The 21,646-nt window shown below is 75.0% G+C and carries 16 protein-coding genes; 1 reads left to right on the forward strand and 15 read right to left on the reverse strand.

What is annotated here, in order from left to right:
- Nucleotides 1–3: 3 nt before the first annotated feature.
- The 11 genes from ffh to ND486_RS15255 all read right to left on the reverse strand — a co-directional run bounded on the left by ffh (nt 4) and on the right by ND486_RS15255 (nt 14,854).
- Entirely contained in the window at nt 4–1,572 is a 1,569-nt protein-coding gene (ffh, locus tag ND486_RS15205) for a signal recognition particle protein (RefSeq protein ID WP_062401008.1), read from the reverse strand.
- 10 nt (nt 1,573–1,582) lie between these two features.
- Nucleotides 1,583–2,266, reverse strand: coding sequence for an AAA family ATPase (locus tag ND486_RS15210; RefSeq protein WP_251784846.1), 684 nt, complete (start codon nt 2,264–2,266; stop codon nt 1,583–1,585).
- A 217-nt stretch (nt 2,267–2,483) separates the two neighbouring features.
- The gene (locus ND486_RS15215) at nt 2,484–2,822 is read right to left on the reverse strand and encodes a P-II family nitrogen regulator (protein WP_251784847.1); all 339 of its coding nucleotides are present in this window, start codon (nt 2,820–2,822) and stop codon (nt 2,484–2,486) included.
- Nucleotides 2,819–4,111, reverse strand: coding sequence for an ammonium transporter (locus ND486_RS15220; protein WP_251784848.1), 1,293 nt, complete (start codon nt 4,109–4,111; stop codon nt 2,819–2,821). Before ND486_RS15220 ends, ND486_RS15215 begins: the two co-directional genes overlap by 4 nt.
- Nucleotides 4,112–4,210: 99 nt before the next feature.
- Entirely contained in the window at nt 4,211–6,610 is a 2,400-nt protein-coding gene (locus ND486_RS15225; RefSeq protein ID WP_251784849.1) for a [protein-PII] uridylyltransferase, read from the reverse strand.
- A 138-nt stretch (nt 6,611–6,748) separates the two neighbouring features.
- Nucleotides 6,749–7,087: a P-II family nitrogen regulator gene (locus ND486_RS15230; RefSeq protein WP_062401001.1), complete on the reverse strand. Its 339-nt coding sequence runs from the start codon at nt 7,085–7,087 to the stop codon at nt 6,749–6,751.
- 3 nt (nt 7,088–7,090) lie between these two features.
- On the reverse strand, nt 7,091–8,350 hold the full coding sequence (locus ND486_RS15235; protein ID WP_237454072.1) for an ammonium transporter: 1,260 nt from the start codon (nt 8,348–8,350) through the stop codon (nt 7,091–7,093).
- Between the two features lie 289 nt (nt 8,351–8,639).
- A complete protein-coding gene (ftsY, locus tag ND486_RS15240; RefSeq protein ID WP_251784850.1) occupies nt 8,640–10,343 on the reverse strand; it encodes a signal recognition particle-docking protein FtsY in 1,704 nt (567 codons plus the stop codon).
- A gap of 56 nt (nt 10,344–10,399) precedes the next feature.
- Nucleotides 10,400–14,005, reverse strand: coding sequence for a chromosome segregation protein SMC (smc, locus tag ND486_RS15245; RefSeq protein WP_251784851.1), 3,606 nt, complete (start codon nt 14,003–14,005; stop codon nt 10,400–10,402).
- Nucleotides 14,006–14,084: 79 nt separating this feature from the next.
- The gene (locus tag ND486_RS15250; protein WP_062400995.1) at nt 14,085–14,501 is read right to left on the reverse strand and encodes a VOC family protein; all 417 of its coding nucleotides are present in this window, start codon (nt 14,499–14,501) and stop codon (nt 14,085–14,087) included.
- Between the two features lie 62 nt (nt 14,502–14,563).
- A complete protein-coding gene (locus tag ND486_RS15255) occupies nt 14,564–14,854 on the reverse strand; it encodes an acylphosphatase (RefSeq protein ID WP_251784852.1) in 291 nt (96 codons plus the stop codon).
- 22 nt (nt 14,855–14,876) lie between these two features.
- On the opposite strand from ND486_RS15255, the gene ND486_RS15260 reads away from it, so the two are divergent.
- Complete coding sequence (locus ND486_RS15260) at nt 14,877–15,674, forward strand: CAP domain-containing protein (RefSeq protein ID WP_251784853.1); 798 nt, start codon at nt 14,877–14,879, stop codon at nt 15,672–15,674.
- Between the two features lie 7 nt (nt 15,675–15,681).
- Here ND486_RS15260 and ND486_RS15265 read toward each other — a convergent pair whose 3' ends face one another.
- Genes ND486_RS15265 through kdpB form a run of 4 tightly spaced genes read right to left on the reverse strand, consistent with a single transcriptional unit; the run spans nt 15,682 to nt 21,627 of the window.
- The gene (locus tag ND486_RS15265; RefSeq protein WP_178376867.1) at nt 15,682–16,383 is read right to left on the reverse strand and encodes a response regulator; all 702 of its coding nucleotides are present in this window, start codon (nt 16,381–16,383) and stop codon (nt 15,682–15,684) included.
- On the reverse strand, nt 16,380–18,893 hold the full coding sequence (locus ND486_RS15270) for a DUF4118 domain-containing protein (protein WP_308215847.1): 2,514 nt from the start codon (nt 18,891–18,893) through the stop codon (nt 16,380–16,382). The genes ND486_RS15265 and ND486_RS15270 overlap by 4 nt, the downstream gene beginning before the upstream one ends.
- Nucleotides 18,894–18,916: 23 nt before the next feature.
- Nucleotides 18,917–19,525, reverse strand: a complete 609-nt coding sequence (locus tag ND486_RS15275; RefSeq protein WP_208821135.1) for a potassium-transporting ATPase subunit C — start codon at nt 19,523–19,525, stop codon at nt 18,917–18,919.
- A complete protein-coding gene (gene kdpB, locus ND486_RS15280) occupies nt 19,525–21,627 on the reverse strand; it encodes a potassium-transporting ATPase subunit KdpB (RefSeq protein ID WP_308215848.1) in 2,103 nt (700 codons plus the stop codon). Before kdpB ends, ND486_RS15275 begins: the two co-directional genes overlap by 1 nt.
- Nucleotides 21,628–21,646 lie beyond the last annotated feature (19 nt).

The raw sequence follows: 21,646 nt of genomic DNA on the forward strand, positions 1-21,646 counted from the left end.
TAGCTACTTCTTCTTCCCGAAGTTCAGCTTCGACGGGTCGAACCCGGGCGGCAGCTGGTCGAGGTTGCCCAGTCCGGGCGGGAGCTGCTGCAGGCTCGGCGGCAGGTTCGACAGGTCCGGCGCCCCGGCCGCGGCACGGTTCGCGGGGTTGCCGCTGCGCCGGCCCTTCTTGGCCTGCCGGGCCTTGCGCGGGTTCTTCGGGACCTTCTTGGTCGCGCTGCGCCCGCCGCCGCCGAAGCCGAACTGGCCGGCCATCTGCTTCATCATCTTGCGGGCCTCGAAGAAGCGGTTGACCAGGTCGTTCACGTCGGAGACCGACACACCGGACCCGGTCGCGATGCGCTGGCGGCGCGACGCGTTGATGATCTTCGGGTCCTCCCGCTCGGCGGGGGTCATACCGCGGATGATCGCCTGCAGGCGGTCGATCTGACGGTCGTCGACCTGCTCGAGCGCGGCCTTCGCCTGCCCGGAGTTCATCCCCGGGAGCATGTTCAGGATGTTGCCGATCGGCCCCATCTTGCGCAGCTGCAGCATCTGCTGGAGGAAGTCCTCCAGGGACAGCTCCCCGGAGCTGATCTTCGCGGCGGCGGCCGCGGACTGCTCGGCGTCGAAGACCTGCTCGGCCTGCTCGATGAGGGTGAGCAGGTCGCCCATCCCGAGGATGCGCGAGGACATCCGGTCGGGGTGGAAGACGTCGAAGTCCTCGAGCTTCTCGCCGTTGGAGGCGAAGAGGATCGGCTGGCCGGTGACCTCGCGGACGCTCAGCGCGGCACCACCGCGGGCGTCGCCGTCGAGCTTGGTGAGCACGACACCGGTGAAGCCGACGCCGTCGCGGAACGCCTCGGCCGTGGCCACGGCGTCCTGACCGATCATCGCGTCGACGACGAACAGGACCTCGTCGGGCTGCACCGCGTCCCGGATGTCGGACGCCTGGCGCATCAGCTCCTCGTCGACGCCGAGACGGCCCGCGGTGTCGACGACGACCACGTCGTACTGCTTGTCGCGGGCGTGCGCGATGCCGTCGCGGGCGACGCCGACCGGGTCGCCGGGGCCCTCGGGGAGCTCGCCGGAGCCGGTGGCCCCGGGGTGCGGCGCGTATGTCGGGACGCCGGCGCGCTCACCGACGATCTGCAGCTGGTTGACCGCGTTGGGACGCTGCAGGTCACAGGCCACGAGCAGCGGGGTGTGCCCCTGCCCCCGGAGCCAGCGCGCGAGCTTGCCGGCCAGGGTCGTCTTACCGGCACCCTGCAGACCCGCCAGCATGATGACCGTCGGCGGTTCCTTGGCCAGGTGCAGCCGCCGCGTCTCGCCGCCGAGGATCGCGACGAGCTCCTCGTTGACGATCTTGACGACCTGCTGGGCCGGGTTCAGGGCCTGGGAGACCTCCGTCCCCTTGGCCCGGTCCTTGATACGCGTGATGAACCCGCGCACCACCGGCAGGGCGACGTCCGCCTCCAGCAGCGCGATCCGGATCTCGCGCGCGGTGGCGTCGATGTCGGCGTCGGAGAGCCGGCCCTTGCCGCGCAGGTCGCGCAGCGTGGATCCGAGCCGCTCGGAGAGGGAGTCGAACACCCTTACCAGCCTACTTGGCCAGCGCCAGTCCCCCACGGGCACCGGAGCGATCGGTGCGACGGACCGAGGACCAGCCGGTCTCGGTGCCCGCCCGCAGGGCGTCGGCGGTGTCCCGGGCGCGCCGCGCGTGCGCCGCGAACGGCCGCGACCGGACCACCCGTCCGCGGGCGTGCTGGCCGTCGAGTGCCTGGTCGGGGGCGGTGTCGAGCCACAGCAAGTGCGGTGCGCGGCCGCCGAGGCGGGCCAGCGCGCGGACCGCGGCGCGCACCCGGGGCGCGGTCGCGGGCAGGTGGACCACGACGGTGTCCGCGGGGCCGAGGGCCGCGGTGACCACCGACGCCCGGTGGGTCAGGTGGGTCAGCCACCGGTAGGCCGGGTACGGCGTCGCGGCCGGGAGCAGCCGGGCGAGCACGGCCCGGGTGGCCCCGGAGTCGAGGACCCGGGTGCCCGCCGGGGCGTCGAGCCCGGCGAGCAGCGTGGTCTTGCCCGCCCCCGGCAGGCCCGCGACCAGCAGCAGCGACCGTCCCGGCAGGACGACGACCAGCGGCGCCGCCGGGCCGTCGTCGGACGGAGGGCCGGGGCGAACGGGCACGCCGGTGCCGTCGGGATCGGTGCGGCGCTGCTCGGTGGGGCGGTGCTCGGTGTCGCGGGTCGGCGGGACGGCGCCGGTCGGCACGGCACGGGCGGTGGTCATGTGTGGTGAAACGGTCCGGTCGCCCGGATCGTTCCGATCACCCGGTGTGTCCGGCCCGCCGCGGACCGTCCCCGGCCCGGTCCGCCAGGCCGCGGGACGCACGTTTCCGCCCTCCGCGGGGCGCGAACGCGCTGATCAACGCCCCGGTGCGGGTGGGGCGGGCGCCGGGTGGGCCGGGGCGGCGGGGCCGGTGACGATCACCCGGTCGGCCGCAGGGCTACAGGGCGTCGGTGCCGCGCTCCCCGGTGCGGACGCGGACGACGTTCTCCACCGGGACGACCCAGACCTTGCCGTCGCCGATCCGGCCGGTGTGCGCGGCGTCGACGACCGCCTGCACGACCCGGTCGGCCTGCTCGTCGTCGACGACGACCTCGACCTTGACCTTCGGGACGAAGTCGACCGAGTACTCCGCGCCCCGGTAGACCTCGGTGTGGCCCTTCTGGCGGCCGAAGCCCTGGACCTCCGAGGTCGTCAGGCCCAGCACCCCGAGCCCCTCGAGCGCGTCCTTGACGTCGCCCAGGACGAACGGCTTGACGATCGCGGTCACCAGCTTCATCGGTCCCCCTCCTCGGTGATCCGCCCGGCCGGCCCGCGGCCCGCCGTGCGCATCGTGCTGAACTCGTACGCGGTCTCGGCGTGCTCGGCCTCGTCGATGCCGCCGTGCTCGTCGTCGGGGGCGGCGCGGAAGCCGATCGTCCGCGACACCACCCAGGCGATCAGCGCCGTCATCCCGAACGCCCAGACCGCCGCGACCAGCACCGACAGGGCCTGCCTGCCGAGCTGGGCGGGGCCGCCGCCGTAGAACAGGCCGTCGGCGCCCGCCGGGTTGACCGCGTCGGTCGCGACGAGACCCAGCATCAGCATGCCGATGACTCCGCCGATCCCGTGGATCGCGACGACGTCGAGCGAGTCGTCGTAACCGAACCGGTACTTCAGCCGGATCGCGAGCTGGCACAGCAGCCCCGCGAGCACGCCGATCGCCAGCGCACCCCAGGTGTCGACGTAGCCGCAGGCCGGGGTGATCGCGACCAGCCCGGCGACGGCGGCCGAGGCGGCCCCCAGGCTGGTCGGACGGCCGTCGAGCCGGTCCTCCAGGAGCAGCCACGCGACGACGGCGGCGGACGCGGCCGTCATCGTGGTGACGAAGGCGTTGGCCGCGGTGGCCCCGGCGGCGAGCGCGGACCCGGCGTTGAACCCGAACCAGCCGAACCACAGCAGGCCCGCCCCGAGCAGCACCAGCGGCAGGTTGTGCGGGCGCATCGGCTCACGCGGCCAGCCACGGCGGGCGCCGAGGACCAGCGCGAGCGCGAGCGCCGAGGCGCCGGAGTTCACCTCGACCGCGGCGCCGCCCGCGAAGTCGAGGGCGCCGACGGTGTTGACCAGCCAGCCGCCACGCTGCGACACCGCTCCGTCGACTGCGAAGGTCCAGTGCGCCAGCGGGATGTAGACCACGACCACCCAGACCGCGACGAACAGCGTCCACGCCCGGAACCGGGCCCGGTCGGCGACGGCGCCGGACACCAGTGCCCCGGTGATCACGGCGAACATCAGCTGGAACATCGCGAACGCCTGCACCGGCACGTCGCCGACCAGCGCGTTCGGGTCGGTGATCCCGGCCAGCTCGAACCCGCCGATCACCCCGCCGTGCGAGTCACCGAAGGCCAGCGAGAACCCGAACACGACCCAGACGAGCCCGATCACGCCGAGGCAGACGATGCTCATCATCATCATGTTGAGCACGCTCTTGGCACGGACCATGCCGCCGTAGAACAGCGCCAGCCCCGGGGTCATGAGCATGACCAGGGCGGCACAGCCGAGCAGGTAGGCGGTGTTCCCGGTGTCCACGTCGACACTCCTCGTCGCACGCCGCACCGGGCGGGCCCGCACCGGCGACGAGCATGATCGTCGCCGGGCGGCCGCTGTTGCAAGGCGACACGACCTGCGTCACGTCGTCGGCCGGGCCTCCCCGCGCCCGGCGGCCACCGTGAGGACCGCCTTCTCGATCTCGCTGCGGGCCGACAGGTCCGGGGACCCGCCGATGCCGAAGGAGTCGACGACCGAGGCGCCGAGGGTCTCGACCCGGGCCCAGACGAGGTCGACACCGGTCCGTTCGAGGGCGGCGGTGACGTGGTGGAGCAGCCCGATGCGGTCGGTGCCGCGCAGCTCCAGCACGACCGCGCCGGTGGCCTCGTCGTCGAACCACAGCACCCGCGGCGGGGCGGTCCGTTCCACCTCCGGCGTCGACGGCGCGTAGTCGCGCTCCTTGCGGGCCAGCGCCTGCACCAGGTCCAGCGACCCGGCGCGCACCCGCACCAGGTCGGAGCGGACCAGCGCCGGGTCGGGCAGGCCGCCGAACCGCGGGGTCACCGCGAACGTCTCGACCGCGACCCCGTCGGACACGTTCACGTCGGCGGTGTGCACCTGCAGCGAGTGCAGGGCGAGCACCCCGGCGACGGCCGACAGCACCCCGCGCCCGTCGGGCAGCGCGACGGTGACCGACGCGACGTCGCCGTCGCCCGCGAAGCGGACCTGCGGCTCCCCCGCCGCCGTGACGGCGTCGACCATCTCCCGGTGGGCCGGGTCCGGCGGGCCGGGCTCGACGAACGGACGGCCGTCGAGCGCGGACAGGCAGCGCCCGGCCAGCCCCTGGATCAGGGTGCGCCGCCACGGGCTCCAGACGCCGGGCCCGGTGCCGAGCGAGTCGGCCTCGGCCAGCGCGCCGAGCAGCTCGAGGAGCAGCGCCACGTCGGCGTCGCCCCGGCCGGCCGGTGCGACCGCCTCGCGCAGCGTCTCGAGCACCCGCGACACCGTCGCCGGGTCCTCCGGGTCGCGACGGGTCGCCGTGTGCGGCAGCAGCAGGTGGTGGCGCACCATCGCGGCGAGCAGCACGAGGTCGCCCTCGCGCAGCCCGAGCCGCTCGCCGATCTGGCGGACCAGCGACTCCCCCACCACCGAGTGGTCACCGCCGCGGCCCTTGCCGATGTCGTGCAGCAGCGCGCCGACCAGCAGCAGGTCCGGGCGCGCGACCCGGGTGGTGAGCCGGGCGGCCTCGGCACAGACCTCGACGAGGTGGCGGTCGACCGTCCAGACGTGCGTGCGGTCCCGCGGCGGCAGGTCGCGGACGGCGCCCCACTCGGGGAACAGCCGCCCCCACAGCCCGGTGCGGTCCAGCGACTCGATCACCGCGACGGCGGCCTTGCCGGTCCCGAGCAGGGCGAGCAGCTCGGCCAGCGCGGTCCGCGGCCACGGTGCGCGCAGTTCCGGGGCGGTGTCGGCGAGCCGGGACAGAGTGCCCGCGGAGATCGGCAGCCCGGTGCGGGCGGCGGTGGCGGCGACCCGCAGCACCAGGGCCGGGTCCTTCGCCGCGGACGCGTCGCGGGCGAGCCCGACCTCCCCCGCGTGCTCGACGACGCCGGAGTCCAGCGGCCTGCGCACCGGCGGGCGGCGGAGCGCGGCGAGCCCCCGGCGGGGCAGCGCGTTGCGGGCCTGGCGCAGCCCGACCTCGGCCGCGAAGGCGACCGCGCGGGCCGCACCCGACAGGGCGCGGGCCAGGTCGAAACGGTCCCCGACGTCGAGGATCGTGGCGATGTCGTCGGCCTCCTGGGCGCGCAGGACGTCGCGGGCCCGGCCGGAGAGCCGGTGCAGCTCGGTGCGCACGTCCAGCAGCAGCGCACGGGCGGCGACGACGTCGGGCCCCGGCCGGTCGACGAGCTGGGCGGTGGCCAGGGCGTCGAGCAGCTGCACGTCCCGCAGGCCGCCGTGGCCGTTCTTCAGGTCCGGCTCGATGCGGTGGGCGACGTCGCCGTTGCGCCGCCAGCGGTCGGTGGTGGTGTCGACGATCTCGTCGAAGCGGCTGCGCATCCCGGCCCGCCAGGCCGTGCGGACGGCGTCGCGGACCTTCGCGGTGAGCGTCGCGTCCCCGGCGACGTGCCGCAGCTCCAGCAGCCCGAGGGCCGCCCGCAGGTCGGTCGCCGCGATCTGCACGGCCTGTCCGGGGGTGCGCACCGAGTGGTCGAGCCCGATCCCGGCGTCCCAGAGCGGGTACCAGAGCTTCTCCGCGAGCGCGTCGACGTCGGTCCGGCCGTCGTGCAGGAGCACGAGGTCGAGGTCGGACCAGGGGCACAGCTCGCGCCGGCCGAGCGCACCGACGGCCGCCAGCGCCGTCCCGCTGCCCTCACCGCCGACCCCGAGTGCCGCGCACCGGGAGGAGAGCCAGAAGTCGTGCAGGTCGACCAGCGCGGCCCGCAACGCCTCCGGGCCGTGGTGGTGCCGGCCGTTGGATTCCAGGAGGACCGATTTCGCCTTGACCAGGTCCGCCGCTTCGCCCGACCCGAGGACCGTCATCGCCCCGCGCCACCCGCTTCCTGTTCGTTCGAGTAGTCGACCGCATACATGCCGTGATGTCTGATTCGAGTCCGGACGGCGGACGGCCCGCCGCACTCCGGGAAGGGAGCACGACGGGCCGTCGCGAGGGACCGTCGGTCAGATGGCGTCGGCGCCGCGTTCTCCGGTACGGACGCGGACCACGGTCTCGACCGGGGTCACCCAGACCTTCCCGTCACCGATCTTGCCGGTGCGGGCGGCCTCGACGACCGCGTCGACGACCTTGTCCTGCAGCGCGTCGTCGACCACGACCTCGACGCGGACCTTCGGCACGAAGTCGACCGAGTACTCCGCGCCCCGGTAGACCTCGGTGTGGCCCTTCTGGCGGCCGTAGCCCTGGACCTCGCTGATGGTCAGACCGAGCACGCCGATCTGCTCCAGGGCGCCCTTGACGTCCTCCAGGACGAACGGCTTGACGATGGCGGTCACGAGCTTCACGGGTCAGACCTCCTGCTTCGCGACGGGGGTGGCCTTCGCCTCGGTGGCCGGCTTCGGCGAGGAGCCGAGACCGCTGCCGCCGCGCAGGCCGGAGAACTCGTAGCCGGTCTCGGCGTGCTCCGCCTCGTCGATGCCGGCCTGCTCGGCCTCGTCCTCGACGCGCAGGCCCAGGGTGGCCTTGACGATGAAGGCGATGATCGCGGTCACGATGCCGCAGTAGACCAGCGTGGCGAGCGCGGCCACGGCCTGGCGCCAGAGCTGGTCGACGCCGCCGCCGTAGAACAGACCGTTGGTCTCGTCGGGGGCGATGTCGGTGGCGAAGAACCCGATGGCCAGGGTGCCCCAGAGGCCGGCGACGAGGTGGACGCCGACGACGTCGAACGAGTCGTCGTAGCCGAGCTTGTACTTCCAGCCGACCGCGTAGGCCGACAGCGCACCGGCGAGGACACCGATGGCGAGCGCGCCCAGCGGGGAGACCGAGGCGCAGGCCGGGGTGATCGCGACCAGACCCGCGACGATGCCGGAGGCGGCGCCGAGCGAGGTGGCCTTGCCGTAGCGGATCTTCTCGATCAGCAGCCAGCCGAGGATGGCGGCGGCGGTGGCGGCGATGGTGTTGGTGAAGGCGTAGGCGGCGGCCCAGTCGGCGGCACCGGAGGACCCGGCGTTGAAGCCGAACCAGCCGAACCAGAGCAGGCCGGCGCCGAGCATGACCATGGTCAGGTTGTGCGGGCGCATGGCCTCACGCGGCCAGCCGCGGCGCTTGCCCAGGATGATGCAGAGGACCAGGGCGGCCATACCGGCGTTGATGTGGACCGCGGTGCCGCCGGCGAAGTCGAGCGCGCCCAGCGAGGTGGCGATCCAGCCCTGCTCCAGGTCGAAGACCCAGTGCGCGATCGGGAAGTAGACCAGGACGGCCCACAGGCCGGAGAAGAGCATCCACGCGCCGAACTTCATGCGGTCGGCGGCGGCACCGGCGATCAGCGCGACCGTCAGGATCGCGAACATCGCCTGGAAGCTGACGAAGGCCAGCTGCGGCAGCGTCTCGGCGGCCTGGTCGTTCGCCAGGATCGCGGTGAGGCCGAAGTAGGCGAACGGGTCGCCCAGCAGGCCGCCGCCGAGGTCCGGGCCGAAGGTCATCGAGTAGCCGAACAGGATCCAGAGGACTCCGACGAGGCCCAGCGAGCTGAAGCACATCATCATCATGTTCAGCACGCTCTTGGACCGGGCCTGGCCGCCGTAGAACAGCGCGACCCCCGGTGTCATGAGCAGTACGAGCGCGGCGCTCGCCAAGATCCAGGCGGTGTCTCCGCCGTTGAGGGCCTCTGCAGGCACTGTTCCTCCCATGTCCGTCCATCTGGCTGACTGGGGAGGAAGAATGGTGATCGCGTGTTTCGCATTCGGCGCCTGTCCGTTTCGTAACGGTTAACAGGCGGCCGCGCCGGATGACGGTTGAGTTACCCAACCGGATCCGGAGGACCGAAGGTCATCCGAATGGTCCGGTTCGTGACGTGGCGCACGGTGCGGGCCGTCCGCGACGGCCCGCACCGTGACCTCAGTCGAGCAGTGCCTCGACGAACGCGGTGGGCTCGAACGGGGCCAGGTCGTCGGGGCCCTCACCGAGCCCGACGAGCTTGACCGGCACCCCCAGCTCGCGCTGCACGCGGAACACGATGCCGCCCTTGGCGGTGCCGTCGAGCTTGGTGAGCACCACCCCGGTGACGTCCACGACCTCACCGAACACCCGCGCCTGGGTCAGCCCGTTCTGGCCGGTGGTGGCGTCGAGGACGAGCAGGACCTCGTCGACCCGGGCCTGCTTCTCGACGACGCGCTTGACCTTGCCCAGCTCGTCCATCAGGCCGGTCTTGGTGTGCAGCCGGCCCGCGGTGTCGAGCAGCACGGCGTCGACCCCGTCGTCGGTGCCGCGCCTGACGGCGTCGAAGGCGACCGAGGCCGGGTCGGCGCCCTCGGGCCCGCGGACGACACCCGCACCGGAGCGCTCGCCCCAGGTGACGAGCTGCTCGGCGGCGGCGGCCCGGAACGTGTCGGCCGCGCCGAGGGTCACCCGGTGCCCGCCCGCGACCAGCACCCGCGCGAGCTTGCCGGTGGTGGTGGTCTTGCCGGTGCCGTTGACGCCGACGACCAGCAGCACCGCGGGCCGCCCGTCGTGCGGCAGTGCGTGCACCGAGCGGTCCTGGCCGGTGCCGAGGGCCTCGACGAGCACGTCACGCAGGGCGGCACGGGCCGCCTCGGCGGTGCGGACACCGCGGGTCGCGATCTGTTCGCGCAGCTTCCCGACGATCTCCGCGGTCGTCTCGGGGCCCAGGTCGGCCTGCAGCAGGGTGGCCTCGACGTCCTCCCACGACTCCTCGTCGAGGTCGCCGGCGCCGAGCAGGCCCAGCAGGCTCTGGCCGAGCCCGGAGCGCGAGCGCGACAGCCGCCCGCGCAACCGGCCGATCCGGCCCTCGGCCGGGGCGATCTCCTCGGTGGGCGCGCCCGGGGCGACCGGCGCCTGCGGGTCCACCGTCGCCGGACGCGCGACCGGCTCGGTCGGGGCGCTCGGTGCGACCTCCGGGCGTGCGACCGGCTCGGTCGGGGCACTCGCGGCGGGTGCGGCGGGCGGGGCCGGGATCTGCTCGGTGGTGCCGCCGTCGGGCGTCGCCACGGTCCCGGCGGCCCCGGAGGGGCCCTCGGGGCGGCGGAGCTGGCGGGTGGCCGGGTCCTTGCTGGCCTCGGCCGTGTCGATGACGCGGGCGTCCGGGGTGCCGGTGACGGTCCCGGTCTGCTCGGTGGGGACGGTCGGGCTGCTGGGCGGCGCGGTCGACGGGACCGGCGGGGCGGTGCTGACCGGGATGCCCCCGGGCGGGGTGCGGGCCTCGGTCGCCCCGTCGACGACGGGTGTGCCGCCGGGCGGGGTCCGGACCTCGTCGGCGGTCGGCGCGTCGGCGGCCTCGGCGGGCGGCGCCGGCGCGGCCGGGGTGGCGGGGGCCGGTGTGGCGGCGGTCGGGGCGTCGTCGCCGGGGGCGCGCGGGCGCTCGGGCGCGGTGGCCGTCCCGGAGGAGAACGCGAACCCGCCCCCGGCCTGGTAGCTGCCGCCGGTGCGCGGTGGCTCGTCCGTACCGGTCCCGAGCTCGCGCTGCTGCTCGTCGGACCGCAGGCTGATGCGCCGTCGGCGGGCGATCACCAGCCCGGCGACGACGGCGATCAGCAACACCGCCACGACGATCGCGACGACGATCCAGAGGGTCTGCGTGGTCACGACGCCACCCTGCCACGCCCGGCCGGCCCGCCGTGCAGGACGGGCCGGTCAGCCGGTCAGGAGGCGGGGCGCAGGCGCTGGGAGATGACCTGGGTGATGCCGTCGCCGCGCATCGAGACACCGTAGAGGGCGTCGGCGACCTCCATCGTCGGCTTCTGGTGGGTGATGACGATGAGCTGGCTGGTGGTGCGCAGCTCCTCCATCAGCGAGATGAGCCGGCGCAGGTTGACGTCGTCGAGAGCGGCCTCGATCTCGTCGAGAACGTAGAACGGCGAGGGCCGGGCCCGGAAGATCGCGACGAGCAGCGCCATCGCGGTCAGTGAGCGCTCCCCGCCGGACAGCAGCGACAGCCGCTTGACCTTCTTGCCCGGCGGGCGCGCCTCCACCTCGATGCCGGTGGTGAGCATGTCGTCGGGGTCGGTGAGCACCAGCCTGCCGTCGCCGCCGGGGAACAGAGTCGCGAACACGGTCTCGAACTCGGCGGCGACGTCGTGGTAGGCGGTGGTGAAGACCTCGAGGATCTTGTCGTCGACCTCGCGGACGACGGTGAGCAGGTCGCGCCGGGTGTTCTTCAGGTCCTCGAGCTGGGTGGACAGGAACCTGTAGCGCTCCTCCAGCGCCGCGAACTCCTCCAGCGCGAGCGGGTTGACCTTGCCGAGCAGCGACAGGTCCTTCTCGGCGCGCTTGAGACGGCGCTCCTGGGTGGGCCGGTCGAACGGGACCGGCGGCGGCGCGGAGACCTGCTCGCCGCGCTCGCGTGCGGCCTCGTACTCGGCGGTCTCGGCGGCCGACGGCGGCACCGGGACCTCGGGCCCGTACTCGGCGACGAGGTCGTCGACGCCGATGCCGTGGTCACCCAGGATCTTCTCGGTCAGCTGCTCCAGGCGCATCCGGGTCTGCTGGCGCACCATCTCGTCGCGGTGGACGGCGTCGGTGAGCTTCTCCAGCAGCGCGGTGAGCTTCGTCGTGGTGTCGCGGGCCTCGGTGTGGGCCCGCTCCCGTTCGGCGCGGGCGGCCTGGATCTCGTCGCGCTCGGCGGCCGCGGCGGCCAGGGAGCGTTCGATCCGCTCGGCGGCGACGTGCCCGGCGTCGACGACGAGCCGGGCGACCTCGGAGGCCCGCTCCCGTTCGGCGGCCGCGGCGGCGGCCCGGGACCGGGCGAGGCGCTCAGCGTGCGCCTGGCGGCGCAGGGTCTCGGCGCGCCCGGCGATGGCGCGGGCCCGCTCCTCGGCGGTGCGCAGCGCGAGGCGGCACTCGACCTCCTCGGAGCGGACCTGTTCGACCCGCTCGGCGGCCTCGTCGCGCAGCTCGGTGTCGGGCTCGTCGTCGACCGGGGCGTCGGACGCCAGCGACAGCTGGCGCTCGGCGGCCTCCAGCTCGATCAGCGAGTCCGACCGCCGCCGTTCGACGGTGTCGCGGCGGTCGCGCAGCCGCTGGGCCTCGGCGCGGGCGGAGGTGACGACCTGTTCGAGCCGCCCGAGCTGGGCGGCGGCGGCCGAGCGGCGCCGGTCGGCGTCGGCGACGGCGGCGCGGGCCGCGGTCAGGTCGGCCCCGCGGGCGGCCTCCTCGGCGCGGGCGCCCTCGCAGGTGGGGCGCAGCGACTCCAGCTCGGCGTCGACGGCGTCGCGGGCGGTAACCGCGTCGTCGACGGCGGCCTGCAGCTGCAGCGCGCCCTCCCCCGCGCTGGTGCCGCCGCGGGCGGTGTGCGCGGTGAGCAGGTCCCCCTCGGTCGTGACCGCGGTCAGCCCCGGCCGGGCCCCGACGGCGGTGGCCGCCGCGTCCAGGCCGTCGACGACGACCACCCCGGCCAGCAGCTCCCCCAGCGCCGGGGCGAGCGCGGGCGGTGCGGTGACGAGCGCGGCCGCCCAGCGCCCGGCGGGCGGGTCGCCGTCGGGGACCGGGACCGGCACCCGCCCGGCGGAGCGGTCGGCTCCCGCGGCCCCGGCGCCGACGAGCAGCGCGGCCCGGCCGGCGTCGCCCCGGCGCAGGGACCGCAGCGCCTCGGCCGCGGACACCACGGAGGCGACGGCGACGCCCTCGGCGAGCTCGCCCAGCGCCGCGGCGACCGCGGCGCGGCCGGACGGTTCGACCTCGACGAGCTCGGCGACGGCGCCGAGCACGCCGTCGGCGCCGGAGTCGAGCAGGGCGCCGGTGCCGTCGCGGCGGACCAGGCCGACCTGCAGGGCGTCGACCCGGGCGCGCCAGTGCGCGCGGCGCTGCTCGGCGTCGCGTTCGGCGGCGACCAGCTCGGCGACCCGCTCGGCCGCGCTGCGGTGCGCGGCCTCGGCCTGCTCGACCCGGGCGGCGAGCGCGTCGGTGTCCGCGTCGTCCCCGGACACGCCGAGGGACTCCCGCGCGGTCTCCAGCTCGGCCTCGGCCTCGGCGGTGCGGGCGACCGCCTCGGCGAGCGCCTCGGACAGCCGCTCGATCTCCTCCGCGGTCGCGGCGACGCCGGAGCGCAGCGCGTCGGCCTTCCCGGCGAGGGTGGCGATCCCCGCGCGGCGGTCGGCGATGGCACGCACGGCGGCCAGGTGCTCGCGTTCGGCGGCGGCGAGGGTCCGCTCGCGCTCGGCCTTCTCGGTGACGGCCTCGTCGAGCAGGCGCCGGGCGTCGGCGACGGCGGCCACCAGCTCGTCCTCCTGCTCGGCGACCGCGTCGGCCTCGGCCTCGGTCTCGTCCGGGTCGCGACCGGGGGTGCGCCCCGCCTCGGCCGAGGAGGTGAGGTGGCGGACGCGTTCCTCGGCGAGGCGCACGGTGCCGCGCAGCCGCTCGGCCAGTGCGGAGAGCTGGTACCAGGTGTCCTGGGCGACCTGCAGCCGCGGCGCGTCCGCGGCGAGCGCGGTCTCCAGCTCGTCCTGGCGCCCGCGGGCGACGTCGAGCTGCTCCTCGACCTCGGCGCGGCGGCGCCGGGCCTGCTCCTGGGACGCCTCCTCCCGCAGGGTCTCCTCGGACAGGGTCACGTAGTCGTCGGCGGCCAGGCGGAGCCGCGCGTCGCGCAGCTCGGTCTGCACGGCCTGGGCGCGGCGGGCGATCTCGGCCTGGCGGCCCAGCGGCTTGAGCTGGCGGCGCAGCTCGGCGGTGAGGTCGGTGAGCCGGGTGAGGTTGGCCTGCATCGCGTCGAGCTTGCGGAGGGCCTTCTCCTTGCGCTTGCGGTGCTTGAGGACCCCGGCGGCCTCCTCGATGTAGGAGCGGCGGTCCTCCGGCTTGGACTGCAGCACCCCGTCGAGCTGGCCCTGCCCGACGATGACGTGCATCTCCCGGCCGATGCCCGAGTCGCTGAGCAGCTCCTGCACGTCGAGCAGCCGGGCGCGGGAGCCGTTGATCTCGTACTCGCCGGCGCCGTCGCGGAACATCCGGCGGGTCACCGAGACCTCGGAGTAGTCGATCGGCAGGGCGCCGTCGGAGTTGTCGATGGTGAGGGTGACCTCGGCGCGGCCCAGCGCCGCCCGGCCGGACGTGCCGGCGAAGATCACGTCCTCCATCTTGCCGCCGCGCAGCGCCTTGGCGCCCTGCTCGCCGAGCACCCAGCTGATCGCGTCGACGACGTTGGACTTGCCCGAGCCGTTCGGCCCGACGACGCAGGTGATCCCGGGCTCCAGGCGCAGCGTGGTGGCCGAGGCGAAGGACTTGAAGCCCTTCATCGTCAGCGTCTTGAGGTGCACGGGCGGGGATCTCCAGGTGCGCGGGGGCGACCAGGGTAGCCGGGCGGGCCGCCGTGCCCGACGGCCCGCCCGCGCATCCTCAGGTGGTGGGGGCGGAGGCGTTGACCAGCCAGCGGACGCCGAAGCGGTCGGTGAGCTGGCCGAACTCGTCGCCCCACATCTGCTTCTCCATCGGGACGTCGACGACGCCGCCCTCGGCGAGCCCGGCGAAGAAGCCACGCAGCTTGTCCGGGTCGTCGCCGGACAGGCTGACCGAGATGCCCGACGGCGGCCCCACCGGGCGCTGCGGGTCACCGTCGGAGGCCATCAGGGCGAAGCCGTCGGGGGTGCCGAGATAGGCGTGCATGACGCCGTCCGGCGGGGGGACGGGGCCCTCGGCGCCCATGTCGCCGAAGGTCATGACCTGCAGCTCCCCGCCGAGCACGGAGCGGTAGAACTCCATCGCCTCCCGCGCCCGGTTCTCGAAGTGCAGGTAGGGGTTCATCTGGACGGGCATCGCGACCTCCCGGTGTCGGTGTGGGCACAGGTGTAGACCCCCGCACCGACAGAACTGAGCGGTCAGGCCTCGACGAACCCGGAGAATGCGCCGGACGGCTCAGCCCACTGCTCCGACACCGACGTCACCCGCCCCGGGGTGTCCCCGCCGCGCAGCAGCTCCAGCAGGCGGTCGCAGGCGGCGCGGTCACCCTCCGCGGTCACCGCGACCCGGCCGTCGGACAGGTTGCGGGCCTGGCCGACGAGGCCGATCTCGAGCGCCCGCGACCGCGTCCACCAGCGGAAACCGACGCCCTGCACCTCCCCCTGGACCCATGCGATCAGCCGAACGGTCGAATCCGTGTTGCCACTCACAGTGCTGGTACGTTACGCGGCCGTGACCCGACGACGCACACCGCGCGCCGCGAGCGCCGTGCTCGGCGGGGTGGGGGCCGGCGCCGTGCTGGCCATGGCCGCCCCGCTCGCCGCACCGGCGCTCACGGCAGTGGGCTCGCCCGACGCCGAACGGCCCGGTGGACCGGTCTCCGACACCCGGCCGCTCCGGGCGGTCGGCGCCGCCTACGCGACGACGGCCCCGGCCCCGGCCGGTGACGGCGCACCGGTCGACGGCGCCGCGCTCGTCCGCGGTGCGCTCGCCGCCGCCCCGGCCGACCCGGGCTCCTCCGCCCGGACCGCGCTCGACGCGCTCTCCGCGCACGAGGCGGCCACCGCCGCGGCCGCCACCGCCGAGCCCGTCACCGGCCGCGCCTCCGGGCCGGCCCCCGCGGCCCGTCCGGCGGTCCCGTCGGCGAGGGGCGCGGTGGCCGGGCTGTCCGGCGAGCTCGCCCGGGTCGTGGAGCTGACCAACGCCGAGCGGGCCGCCGCGGGCTGCGGTGCGCTGCGGGCCGACCCGCGGATCAGCGCGGCCGCCCAGGGCCACAGCGAGGACATGGCCGCCCAGGGCTACTTCGCCCACGACAGCCGCGACGGCCGGGACTTCGCCGACCGCATCACCGCGGCGGGCTACGGCTCCCCCGGTGCGGAGAACATCGCGATGGGCCAGCCGGACGCGGCGACCGTCGTCCAGGACTGGATGGAGTCCCCCGGGCACCGGAAGAACATCCTGGACTGCTCGCTGACCACGATCGGCGTCGGGCTGGCCGACGGGTACTGGACCCAGGACTTCGGCCGCTGAGTCCGGCTCAGCCGTCGAACCGGTACCCCATCCCCGCCTCGGTGATCAGGTACTTCGGCCGCGACGGCACCGGCTCCAGCTTGCGGCGCAGCTGGGCGAGGTAGACCCGCAGGTAGTGGGTCTCGGTGCCGTACTGCGGGCCCCAGACCTCGCGCAGCAGCCGCTTCTGCTCGACGAGCTTGCCGCGGTGGCGCACCAGCAGCTCCAGGATCCCCCACTCGGTCGGGGTCAGGTGCACCTCGGCGCCGTCGGTGCGTGCGACCGTCTTGGCGGCCAGGTCGACGGTGAAGTCCGCGGTGGTCACGACGGCCTCGCCGTCGACGGTCGACACGGCGGCGCGGCGCACCGCGGCCCGGAGCCGGGCCAGCAGCTCGGACATCCCGAACGGCTTGGTGACGTAGTCGTCGGCGCCGGCGTCGAGCGCCCGGACCTTGTCGGTGGAGTCGGTGCGCGCGGACAGCACGATCACCGGCACCGTGCTCCAGCCGCGCAGCCCCTCGACGACCTCGGTGCCGTCGAGGTCGGGCAGCCCCAGGTCGAGGACGACGACGTCCGGATGCCCGTCCGCGGCCGCCCGCAGCGCGGCCGAGCCGTCGGCGGCGACGAGCACCGTGTAGCCGTGCGCGGTGAGGTTGATCCGCAGCGCCCGGAGGATCTGCGGGTCGTCGTCGACGACCAGCACCCGCACGCCGTGCCCGCCCCCGCTCACCGGGCCACCCCCACCGGTGCGGCGGGCAGCGAGACGACGACGGTGAGACCGCCGCCCGGGGTGTCCTCCGCGGTCAGCTCGCCGCCCATCACCACGGTCAGCCCCTGCGCCACCGACAGGCCCAGGCCGAGCCCGGACGTCGCGTCGCGGTCGCCGAGGCGCTGGAACGCGGCGAACAGCGCGTCACGCTCGCGCGGTGCGACACCACGCCCCCGGTCGACGACGCGCAGCTCGACCCGGTCGGAGTAGGCGCTGGCGCGCAGGACCACCTCGGTCCCGCCGTGCCGCAGCGCGTTGTCCACGACGTTGGCGAGCACCCGGTCGAGCAGGCCCGCGTCGGCGAGGACGTCGGGCAGGTCCTCGTCGATCTCGACACGGACCCGGGCGGCGCCCTCCAGGCCGAGGAGCGCGGTGGCGGCGACCTCGTCGTAACCGACCGGGGCCAGCAGCGGGGTCACCGCGTTCGCGGCGAGCCGGGAGGAGTCGAGCAGGTTGTCGACCAGGCCGGTGAGCCGGTCCGCGGACTCCTCGACGGTCGCCAGCAGCTCGGCGCGGTCGTCCGGTCCGAGCGGCAGGTGCTCGTCGCGCAGGCTGCTCGCGGCGGCTTTGATCGAGGTCAGCGGGCTGCGCAGGTCGTGCCCGACGGCCGAGAGCAGCGCGCCGCGGGTCTCGTTGGCGGCCGCGCGGCGCTCGGCGTCGGCGGCCCCGGCCTCGGCGCGCTGCCCGCGCAGCGCCAGCAGCGCCTGCCCGCCGACGACCTCCAGCAGCCTGCGGTCGGCCGCGGGCAGGGCGCGGCCGGTCCCGACCAGGTGCAGCCCCTCGTCGACGACGACGTCCACGTCGGCCTTCTCCGGCCGGTCGCACGCCCCGGCGTCGCCGGTGCAGGCGACCCGGCGCCACACCCGGTCCTCGCCCTGCTCGAGCAGTGCCACCGACTGCAGCGCCCAGGTCTCCCGGACCCGGTCCAGCAGCCGCGGAAGCGGGTCGGACCGGGTCAGGACGGTCCGCGCGAACGACGCCAGCAGCGCGGCCTCCGCCCGGGCCCGCGCCGCCTGCTCCGCCCGCCGGGCCGCCCGGTCGACGACCAGCGCCACCAGCACCCCCACCAGCAGCATGGTCGCCACGGTGATGACGTTGCCGGGGTTGGCGATCGCGAAGGAGTACAGCGGCGGGGACAGGAAGAAGTTCAGCAGCAGCCCGCCGAGCAGCGCCGCGAGCAGCGCCGGGCCGAGCCCGCCGGCCAGCGCGGCGAGCACGGTCGCGAGGAAGTAGAGGACGACGTCGGTGGACAGGTCCACCCAGTCGGTCAGCGCGATCCCGACCAGGGTCGCCGCCGCCGGCGCGAGCACGGCGGTCGCCCAGCCGGCGGCCTGACGGCCCGCGGGCAGGCCGCTGCGCAGCCTCGGCAGCCGCAGGGCCCGCCCGGCGGCCGAGTGGGTGACCATGTGCACGTCGATCGGTCCGGACTCCTGCACCACCCGCGCCCCGATCCCGGGGTCGAACACCCGGGCCAGCCGGGAGCGCCGGGAGGTGCCCAGCACCAGCTGGGTGGCGTTGGCCCCGCGGGCGAAGTCGAGCAGGGCGTCGTCGACGGACTCGCCGACGACGGTGTGGAAGCTCGCCCCGACCCCCTCGGCCATCCGCCGCACCCGGTCCGCGGCGACCACCGGCGCCCCGGCGCGGCCGGGGACCAGGCCGTCGCCGCGCAGCACGTGCACCGCCATCAGGTCGGCGCCGCCGGAGCGTTTCGCGATCCGTGCGGCACGGCGCAGCACCGTCTCGGACTCCCGGCCGCCGGTCAGCGCGACGACCACCCGCTCGCGCGTCTCCCACACGTCGGACACCTGCTGCTCGGTGCGGTAGCGGCGCAGCACCACGTCCACCTCGTCGGCGATCCACAGCAGCGCGAGCTCCCGCAGGGCGACGAGGTTGGGCACCCGGAAGTAGTGCGCCAGCGCGGCGTCGACGCGTTCGGGCGGGTAGACGTTGCCGTGCGCGAGCCTGCGGCGCAGCGCCTCCGGGGTGATGTCGACGATCTCGATCTGCTCGGCGCGGCGGACCACGTCGTCGGGCACGGTCTCCTGCTGGCGGGCCCCGGTGATGGTCTCGACGACGTCGCCGAGGGACTCCAGGTGCTGCACGTTGACCGTGGAGATGACGTCGATGCCGGCGTCGAGCAGCTCCTCCACGTCCTGCCAGCGCTTGGCGTGGCGCGAGCCGGGCGCGTTGGTGTGGGCGAGCTCGTCGACCAGGGCGACCTGGGGGCGGCGGGCCAGCACCGCGTCGACGTCCATCTCGTGCAGCTCCGTGCCGCCGTGCGCGACGGTGCGCCGCGGTACCACCTCCAGTCCCTCGAGCAGCCCCGCGGTGCGCTCGCGGCCGTGGGTCTCGACGACGCCGACGACCACGTCGGCACCGCGGCCGACCCGCCGGTGGGCCTCGCCGAGCATGGCGAAGGTCTTCCCGACCCCGGGTGCGGCACCGAGATGGATGCGCAGTTCTCCCCTCACCCGGCCATTGTGGTCCCGCCCCACTACCGCGCGTCCCGCACGGACAGGTTGAGTTCGGTGACGTCCACCCGGGGCTCGCCGAGGAAGCCGAGGGTGCGTCCGCTGGTCGCGTCGGCCACCAGCTGTTCCACCCGGTCGAGCGACAGCCCGGTGACCCGGGCGACGCGCGGTGCCTGGAGTGCGGCGTAGGCCGGGCTGATGTCGGGGTCGAGCCCGGAGCCGGACGCGGTGACGGCGTCGGTGGGGACGGCGGCGGGGTCGACGCCCTCCCGGGCGGCGATCACCGCGCGGCGCTGCTGCACCGCCTCCAGCAGCCCGGTGTCGAAGCCGCCCTTGTTGGATCCGCCGGAGGTCGTCGTGTCGGCCGGGCCGAGCCCGGCGTCGGCCTCCGCGGTCGCCGAGGGCCGGGTGTGGAAGTACGGGTCGGCGGCCGGGTCGGCGGCGACCGGGTCGATCCCGATCAGCGACGAGCCGGTGCCGCCGGGCAGCACCGAGCCCTCGGCCTGCGCGGAGAGCCCGGGGATCCGGGAGACGCCCCAGATCGCGAGCGGGTACACGATGCCGCACAGGACGGTCATGACGAGGAGCACGCGCAGGCCGGTCGCGGTCTGGCGGCGCAGGGTGGTGAGCATCAGATCCCCGGGACGAAGCGGACGAGCAGGTCGATGAGGAAGATCCCGACGAACGGGGTGACGACCCCTCCGAGGCCGTAGATCAGCAGGTTGCGCCGCAGCAGCGACGCCGCCGACGACGGCCGGTACCGCACCCCGCGCAGGGCGAGCGGGATCAGCGCGACGATCACCAGCGCGTTGAAGATCACCGCGGAGAGGATCGCGGACTCCGGCGTGGCCAGGCCCATGACGTTGAGCAGCCCCAGCGACGGGTACAGCGCGACGAACATCGCGGGCAGGATCGCGAAGTACTTCGCGAGGTCGTTGGCGACGGAGAACGTCGTGAGCGCGCCGCGGGTGATCAGCAGCTGCTTGCCGATCTCGACGATCTCGATGAGCTTGGTCGGGTCGGAGTCCAGGTCCACCATGTTCCCGGCCTCCTTGGCGGCGGAGGTGCCGGTGTTCATGGCGACGCCGACGTCGGCCTGGGCCAGTGCGGGCGCGTCGTTGGTGCCGTCGCCGGTCATCGCGACCAGCCGGCCCCCCTCCTGCTCCCGGCGGATGTAGGCGAGCTTGTCCTCGGGGGTGGCCTCGGCGATGTGGTCGTCGACGCCGGCCTGGGCGGCGATCGCGGCCGCGGTGCGCGGGTTGTCGCCGGTGACCATCACGGTGCGGATGCCCATGGCCCGCAGCTCGGCGAAGCGCTCCGCCATGCCGGGCTTGACGACGTCGGACAGCTCGGTCACGCCGAGCACGGCCGCGCCGTCACCCCCGGGTCCGGACGCCCGGGCGACCACCAGCGGGGTCCCGCCCCCGTCGGAGATGGACTCGACGAGACGTTCCACCTCGGCTCGGTCCTCGGCTCCTCCGGTCGTGCGCGCCCAGTCCAGGACCGCGGCCGCGGCCCCCTTGCGGACGACACCGCCCGGCAGGTCGATGCCCGACATCCGGGTCTGCGCGGTGAACGGCACGAACTCGGCGACGGCCTCGGTCGCGTCGGCCTCCGGCGGGAGGCCGTGCTCGGCCGCGCAGAGCTCGACGATGCTGCGGCCCTCGGGGGTCTGGTCGGCGAGGCTGGACAGCCGCGCGGCGCGGGCCAGCTCCTCGACCCCGGTGCCGCCGACGGGGTGCAGCGCGGTGGCGCGCCGGTTGCCGAAGGTGATGGTGCCGGTCTTGTCGAGCAGCAGGGTGTCGACGTCGCCGGCGGCCTCGACCGCGCGCCCGGACGTGGCGAGCACGTTGCGCTGCACGAGCCGGTCCATCCCGGCGATCCCGATCGCCGACAGCAGCGCCCCGATGGTCGTCGGGATGAGGCAGACCAGCAGCGCGGTGAGCACCAGCAGCGGCACCTGGGTGCCGGCGTAGGCGCTCATCGGGGCGATCGCGACCACGGCGAGCAGGAAGATGATCGTCAGCGCCGACAGCAGGATGGTCAGGGCGATCTCGTTCGGCGTCTTCTGCCGGGCGGCGCCCTCGACCAGGGCGATCATCCGGTCGACGAAGGACTCCCCCGGCTTCGTCGTGATCCGCACGACGATCCGGTCCGAGAGCACGGTGGTGCCGCCGGTGACGGCGCAGCGGTCGCCGCCCGCCTCCCGGATGACCGGCGCGGACTCGCCGGTGATGGCGGACTCGTCGACCGAGGCGATGCCGTGGACGACGTCGCCGTCGCCGGGGATCGTCTCCCCCGCCTCGACGACGACGAGGTCGCCGAGGCGCAGCTGCGCGCCGGGGACCTGCTCCTCGGCGGCGTCGCGGTCGGCGGGCGAGTCGGTGACCAGCCTGCGGGCGACGGTGTCGCGCTGGGTGGCGCGCAGCGAGGCGGCCTGGGCCTTGCCGCGCCCCTCGGCGACGGCCTCGGCGAGGTTGGCGAACAGCACGGTGAACCACAGCCACACCGCGACGAGCACCGCGAACACGCTCGGGTCCGCGACGGCGAGCACCGTGACCAGCACGGACCCGACCCAGACGACGAACATGACCGGGTTGCGGGCCTGCACCCGCGGGTCGAGCTTGGCCAGGGCCTCGGGCAGGGCGGCCAGCAGCTGGCGGGGGGCGAACGCCCCGGCGGCGACCGGCGTCGCGCTCGGCGGTGCCGTCTGCGGCTCGGTCGTCACGGACACGGGTTCCTCCGACTCGGCA

Source organism: Pseudonocardia sp. DR1-2 (genome assembly GCF_023717215.1).
GTDB classification, from domain to species: domain Bacteria; phylum Actinomycetota; class Actinomycetes; order Mycobacteriales; family Pseudonocardiaceae; genus Pseudonocardia; species Pseudonocardia alni.

Coding starts and splice junctions, on each gene's coding strand:
- ND486_RS15210 (WP_251784846.1), bottom strand. CDS start 2,266: ATGACCACCGCCCGTGCCGTGCCGACCGGCGCCGTCCCGCCGACCCGC.
- ND486_RS15215 (WP_251784847.1), bottom strand. CDS start 2,822: ATGAAGCTGGTGACCGCGATCGTCAAGCCGTTCGTCCTGGGCGACGTC.
- ND486_RS15225 (WP_251784849.1), bottom strand. CDS start 6,610: ATGACGGTCCTCGGGTCGGGCGAAGCGGCGGACCTGGTCAAGGCGAAA.
- ND486_RS15235 (WP_237454072.1), bottom strand. CDS start 8,350: ATGACACCGGGGGTCGCGCTGTTCTACGGCGGCCAGGCCCGGTCCAAG.
- ND486_RS15250 (WP_062400995.1), bottom strand. CDS start 14,501: ATGCCCGTCCAGATGAACCCCTACCTGCACTTCGAGAACCGGGCGCGG.
- ND486_RS15275 (WP_208821135.1), bottom strand. CDS start 19,525: ATGCTCACCACCCTGCGCCGCCAGACCGCGACCGGCCTGCGCGTGCTC.